Raw genomic sequence first — 6152 nt, 5'->3', positions numbered from 1 at the left:
ATCACCACGGCAATAGTTGACACTGTACTCGATAGGCTTGCCCCGGGTATCAAAGGCCGCCTGCTTGATCACCAAGACTGGCACAGAAGATTTTAAACCAAGGTGTTCGAGGAATTCATCGGTAGGCAGTTGCGCACTGACTCGGCTTTGGGTTCGCGTCGGGATGATGTTCTGACTGCGGAAGTAGTCATACAATGACATTTGAATATCATCAACATCACGGATCAAGTTAGCTGGAACATAAGATTCTTCAACCGAGACTGGCTGATCATCAATGTAACGAATACGCTTTAGCAGGAAGACAGACTCATCAACCGCAATTTTCAGGTGCGAGGCAATCTCTTCAGAACAAGGAATAATATCTTTCTTGATCCACAGCGTATCGGGCTTTTTCCCTTTTAGCACCACTTGCTGAGAGAACCCTTTGGCCTCTTTCAACGAATATTCCATGGTCTCACTGATCATGGTGCCGCAGCCCCTGGATCGAACAATTACACCGTCTTTATCCAGCACATCAAGCGCCTTGCGTACAGTGATCCTTGAAACGCCGAGCAGATCACTGAGCTCACGTTCGGTCGGCAGAAAATCACCGCCGACCAGCATCTTTTGCTCAATCGCCTGTTTTACTGTTTCAGCTACCTTCACATACAGCGGGGATTTATCACCCTGCGCAATACGCTGTTTAATGTTCTCAATCAAGCTACTGTAATCGTTCATTTTATCTTGGTTCGCTTTCATCGCCTCGGCTGGTGCAACCAAACCGAGGCTTTGGCATAAACTGTCGCCAACTATTTGATTGTCTTGAGAGAAGCATACCATGATAGGACCAATTCGCTCATCAATTAGAGCGATTTTGCAACATGTGTAGATTGAATCGGCTTTCCTTTTATCGGCTGAAGCCGCAACGACAGACCTATCGCAACAAGCATCAGACCACCGCAGGCATAATAGGCCACATCATACTCGCCGAAATAATCCACTGCGATGGCTGCCAATACCGGGCCGATAAAGCCTCCCACTCCCCATGCGGTATACAAGACGCCGTAATTTGCCCCGTAGTGCTTCAAGCCATAAAAGCTTGCCATTATTGATGGGAACACAGCCAGCAAAGCGCCATAGCCAACACCAGCCAGCGCCGCACCAACCAGCATCAGAATATTCGAATCATACCCGGCAAACAGGAACATATTGATGCCTTGCAGACAAAAGGCCAGAGTCAGCGTTCTGACACCGCCCAGATAGTCCGACAAGACCCCTGCTGCCAGGCGCCCTCCCGAATTAAACAAGGCCAATGCCACCACAAGATAAGAGGCGCTAGTAATGTTAGCCTGATTAGCGGCAATCGAGGTGATATTGGCAATAACCATTAACCCTGCCGCAGAAGCGAACGCAAACATCACCCACAGCATGTAAAATTCACGTTGTTTCAGCATTTGATGCCAGGGAATATCCTGACTGGCTGCAGATGATACAGACACTGTAGACGGACCAGAATCTTGTAATAAACCCTTCTCTTTTGAAGAGATCCCCTGTTGTAATGTATCGGCGGGCGTGTATCCGGCTGGTGGGTTATCAATCGTGCATGCCAGCGGGAAGGCTATCGCAATCAGTGCACATCCCAATACCAGAAAGCTATGGCTGATCCCGTAGGTTTCAATCAGAAAGGTGACCAATGGAGCCAGATATACCGATGCAATACCAAAAGCCGTGGCCAGTAATCCATTGACCAGCCCTTTCTTCGATGAGTGAAACCACTTCATCGTCGCAGGATTAAGACAGGCATAGCCAAAACCTATCCCGCAACCAGTTATCACCCCAAACGTAATATTCAACAACAGCGGCGAAAGCGTAAAACTCGAGAGAATCAATCCTGTTCCCGCAAGCAAGGTACCGGCCATCAGCACTTTCCGCGGTCCAATTCGGTCCTGGATAAAACCGGCAGCCAATAAGGCAAGCGACAACACGATAATCGAAATCGTATAGGGAAAGGATGCCTGGGCATTCGTCCAACCTGATTCAACCACCAGTGCATTTTTAAAGACACTCCATGCGTACAAAATGCCGATGCACAAATTCACGCCGCAACTCGCCAGCAAAACTCTGACGGCTTTGTTTTTAAAATCCATATTATTGTTCCGAAGAAGTAGCAGTAGCCGGTTAGCTACTGCTCATTTAATTACTGCTTAATTAAGAGGGCCCAATGAACGGCTGTTTAGTCTTCGAGCCCAGGGAAGTGATCGCTCTGCAACTATGATCGCCGACATTTAATATTGGGAAAGGTAATCAGCGAGTTCTTTCTGACCAGGTGCACAGTCTCCGCCGCGATGACTCACCACATAAGAAGCAATAGCGTTGCCAAGTAATACGGCATCGGCGAGATCCCAGCCGGAAGCCAATCCTGCCAATACCCCACCAGCATGGGAGTCACCTGCCCCAATGCTATCAATCACCGTAGCTTTAAATGGCAGTACACAACCAGTAGCGTTGTCATCGGCAAAAAGCGCGCCATCACTGTCAATACGCAAGATCAGCGGACATTGATAGCGTTGATACCAGGATCGCGTAAAGCTCTCGGCATCATCCATCCCCAAAATCTGCGCTTCTTGGCGATTTAGCGACACGATTGGTTTTAGTGCCAGCAGACGCTCAAGCAATACCGCCGGGATCTCGGCAAGCCGCGGACCGAAATCCACAAACACATCGGTAGTTCGAGGCAATGACTCCAGCCAGGAAACCAGCAGCTCACCGGACTCTGAGGCCAGCTGATAGCCTGAAATATAAATCAGCGCATCATTTTGCAATGGCAAGGAATTCAACAGTTCCTGATCCCATTGGTTTTCAACGCCACTCACCGACAGGAACGTCCGCTCGCCGTCCGGTTCAACCAGAGCCATACACCAGCCATTGTCAGCCTGATCATTGCGAAGCTCGCTAATAACGCCTTTTTCGGTCATCGAAGCTTCTATGAGTGTCGCCCAGTTTCCCTTGCCAATCGGCAAAGCATTCAATGACTGGATACCCAGACGATTAAGCGCTATTGCAATGTTGAGTGCACAGCCACCAACATGGATCCCCTTTTCAGCCACCTCAGTATCTCCGCCTCGCTCGGGTAGCGTTGGCGTCTCGACCACAATATCAACGACCGCGGCTCCGACGACACAGAGCTGACGCTGATTTTTCAGCGTCGGTATGAGCTGCAATAACGCATTATGAGGCATAGGCTTGCTCCTTCTGTTTGCGCAGTTTGGCAAAGGACGTGCTGTATTTGCCGAAATCCAGCTGATTCGCTTCATCAAGCTGAACTTTCAGCCCGGCATCAATACTCTCGATGCCATTCAGGGCACCGCAGATCGCCGTTGCCATTGCGCCGATAGTATCGGTATCACCGCCTAGGTTGGCACACAAAATGGCACAGCGATTCGGATCGGTTCCTGCTAGTTCCACCATACCAATCGCCGCTGGTACGGACTCGATAGTGCTGGTGCCCGCTCCCACCAGGTCGTAGATTTTCTGCATCGCGCTTTCCACCCCAATATCTTCACGGGCTATCGACAATGCCAGCTCAATCCGTGCCCCCATTGACGGGCTGAAAGTGGTAATTTTCTTGGTCTGCGCCGCATTGGCAATCGCCGGTAGCTGATCGCAAATAGACTGCCAGCTTTCACCATCAATACCTTTTGAAACCGCCCAGGCAATAGCCGTTGCCCCGGCAATCGCAACGTCTGATTTATGGGTCGGGCTGGAGGCCAGAGCAACTTGATCAATGAAATCATCCAGCGAGTTGGTCGGCATCAGGCAGCCCAGTGGCGAGACACGCATTGCCGCTCCGTTGGTTACCCCATTATTTTCCAGATCAGAAATCTGTACCCCTTCTTTGATAGCTTTCATCGCGGCTTTGGACGACGGACCGAAGACGTTCTTGTTAAAGGCATCAAACCCTTCGGCCCATGTCATCACATTACGTGCAATCACATCAGGCTCTATCTCACCCTGACATTCGATAATGGCATCGGCCAGTGCTAGCGCCATCGAGGTATCATCGGTAAAATGACAGGCATCAAAATAGCAAGCGGCATTATTCTCCGCAGGGCCCGGCAGAAAGCGGTCAATCCAACCAAAATGTGCCTTTACACGAGTGCGCGGCCAGAGTTCAGAAGGCATGCCCATTGAATCACCCAGGGCCTGACCATAAAACGCACCAAGAATTCGACTTTCTGTATTGTTGTTCATTCAATTACACCTTAAAAATAAAAGAGCTCCGCCCAGCCCACTAACGCTGGACGGTCCCAAATAGTAATTACGCTTTTACTGCTTTCTGCTTGTCATCACTGTCGGTCTCGACACTGATTTCGCTGATCTCACCGCTTGGTTCACGGAAGAAAATCATGAAGAAGACCAGAATCACGGAGATCATCAGGGCACCAAATCCCCACATCCCGGCCCAGTTGAATGTCAATCCGTTCTGAGGCTCTGGGTAGGCGAACATCTTCTCCATCAACACGCCGCCCAAGCGATAACCAAGCAGGCTACCAATGCCCTGGCAGCACAGTGTGATAATACCTTGAGCAGCCGTTCTCATGTGTTTCGGTGCTTTCTTATCGACATAGATATAAGCGGTGACAAAGTAGAAATCGTAGCTCACGCCATGAAGCAAAATACCGGCGAACAGCAGCGAGTAGAGGTACCACTGATCGGCACTGCCGTAGACAAAGAATCCGTAGCGCACGGCAGCCGTGAAAAGACCAAGCATTAATACCTTTTTAATACCATAGCGCTTGGTAAAGAAAGGCAGAGCCAGCATAAAGAAGATTTCAGAGAACTGTCCCAGCGTCATCCAGCCTGTCGCATTGGACATCCCAACTTCCGTTAAATAACCGTTCGCAAAAATGTAGTAGAAAGCCAGTGGCATACTGAACATGAACGAGCAAACGAAGAAGGCGAGGAAGTTTTTATCCTTCAGCAGTACCAAAGCATCCAGACCCAGCATCACCTTCAGATTGAGCTTGCCAGTACTCTTTGGAGGGGTATTTGGCAGTACCAGGGCATACACACCCAGCAAAGCAGAACTTGCCGCGGTTACCAATAGCGGGATGTTGGTCGCAGAGATCTCTCCGTAACCCAGCCAGGTTGGCAAGAAACCGCAAACAATACCTGAAGCAATCCAGCCAATGGTGCCGAGCACGCGGATCCGCGGGAAGTCGCGCTCGACATCTTCAACATTGGAGAACGCGATACTGTTCGTCAGTGCGATAGTCGGCATATACGTTAGCGAGTACACCAGCAGAAGCGGGAAGAAACTCGAGAACTCGGTCTGCTGAGCAGCGAAGTACATCAACACCGCCCCTGCCAGCAACATAACGGACAGCACTTTTTGCGCCGGGAAGAACCGGTCGGTGATAGAGCCTACCAAGATTGGCGAAATGATTGCCGCAATTGCGGTACAGGCATACGACCACGCAATCTCAGTCGGTGTGAAACCATTTGTATTGAGAAACTGCCAGAGAGGAACAAACCAGGCTCCCCAGATGAACCATTCTATGAACATCATGAATGACAGCTTTGTATTTGTCTTAGTCATTACTTATTCCTTTAGTATGTAGGGCAGACCAAAAGTAATACTTAGATAATACCAAAGCAATACCAATGAGACCAAATAGTGATCAACTCGATCTTTTTCGTTCGAATGATCGTTAGAGTTAAGTCGCCCTTCCGCTCACATGTACCTCTGTTTTCATATAAGAAATGACGAACTACATGCTTTAAACGTAATACGTTTGGGGCTGAACAGGTAACATGATTCTATTGGCTTTGATTAAGAGGCAGAGCTCGAGGTGTGTACTTCCGTACTATTCTGGATTCTATGGTGGTGTAAAACACCTACATGATATTAATCTTCATAGAGAAATGTACTCTTATAGCACGAAAAATATGTTAGTGATTAGACCTCTAACAAGCCTTTTGAGAGAATAAGAACGAATAGATAAGGTTAACTACTTAAATTAACATATAAAGAAAATATTATACTTTTCATATTAATTCTAATGATATTAAAACCATCGATAATTCATATTGTTAGTTGATATAATCCTAATATTATTAGTAAGTCTCATAATTAAGAATGAAAGAGTGTATAAGACATAATACAGTAGATC

The 6152-nt window shown here is 48.3% G+C and carries 5 protein-coding genes; all 5 read right to left on the bottom strand.

Going from position 1 to position 6152, the window contains the following annotated elements; genetic code table 11:
* On the bottom strand, nt 1–819 hold an 819-nt coding region (locus tag MHN01_RS13405), incomplete at its 3' end, for a GntR family transcriptional regulator (RefSeq protein WP_239411805.1).
* A gap of 23 nt (nt 820–842) precedes the next feature.
* Complete coding sequence (locus tag MHN01_RS13400) at nt 843–2126, bottom strand: OFA family MFS transporter (RefSeq protein ID WP_239411804.1); 1284 nt, start codon at nt 2124–2126, stop codon at nt 843–845.
* 138 nt (nt 2127–2264) lie between these two features.
* The gene (locus MHN01_RS13395; RefSeq protein ID WP_239411803.1) at nt 2265–3218 is read right to left on the bottom strand and encodes a PfkB family carbohydrate kinase; all 954 of its coding nucleotides are present in this window, start codon (nt 3216–3218) and stop codon (nt 2265–2267) included.
* The gene (locus MHN01_RS13390; RefSeq protein WP_239411802.1) at nt 3208–4230 is read right to left on the bottom strand and encodes an ADP-ribosylglycohydrolase family protein; all 1023 of its coding nucleotides are present in this window, start codon (nt 4228–4230) and stop codon (nt 3208–3210) included. The genes MHN01_RS13395 and MHN01_RS13390 overlap by 11 nt, the downstream gene beginning before the upstream one ends.
* Before the next feature lie 67 nt (nt 4231–4297).
* Nucleotides 4298–5578: a nucleoside permease gene (locus tag MHN01_RS13385; RefSeq protein WP_239411801.1), complete on the bottom strand. Its 1281-nt coding sequence runs from the start codon at nt 5576–5578 to the stop codon at nt 4298–4300.
* Nucleotides 5579–6152: the final 574 nt, after the last annotated feature.

The organism is Photobacterium sp. OFAV2-7 (assembly GCF_022347985.1).
Taxonomy (GTDB): Bacteria; Pseudomonadota; Gammaproteobacteria; order Enterobacterales; family Vibrionaceae; genus Photobacterium.
This window is presented reverse-complemented; position numbering and strand designations above follow the sequence as displayed.

Coding starts and splice junctions, on each gene's coding strand:
- MHN01_RS13400 (WP_239411804.1), bottom strand. CDS start 2,126: ATGGATTTTAAAAACAAAGCCGTCAGAGTTTTGCTGGCGAGTTGCGGC.
- MHN01_RS13395 (WP_239411803.1), bottom strand. CDS start 3,218: ATGCCTCATAATGCGTTATTGCAGCTCATACCGACGCTGAAAAATCAG.
- MHN01_RS13390 (WP_239411802.1), bottom strand. CDS start 4,230: ATGAACAACAATACAGAAAGTCGAATTCTTGGTGCGTTTTATGGTCAG.
- MHN01_RS13385 (WP_239411801.1), bottom strand. CDS start 5,578: ATGACTAAGACAAATACAAAGCTGTCATTCATGATGTTCATAGAATGG.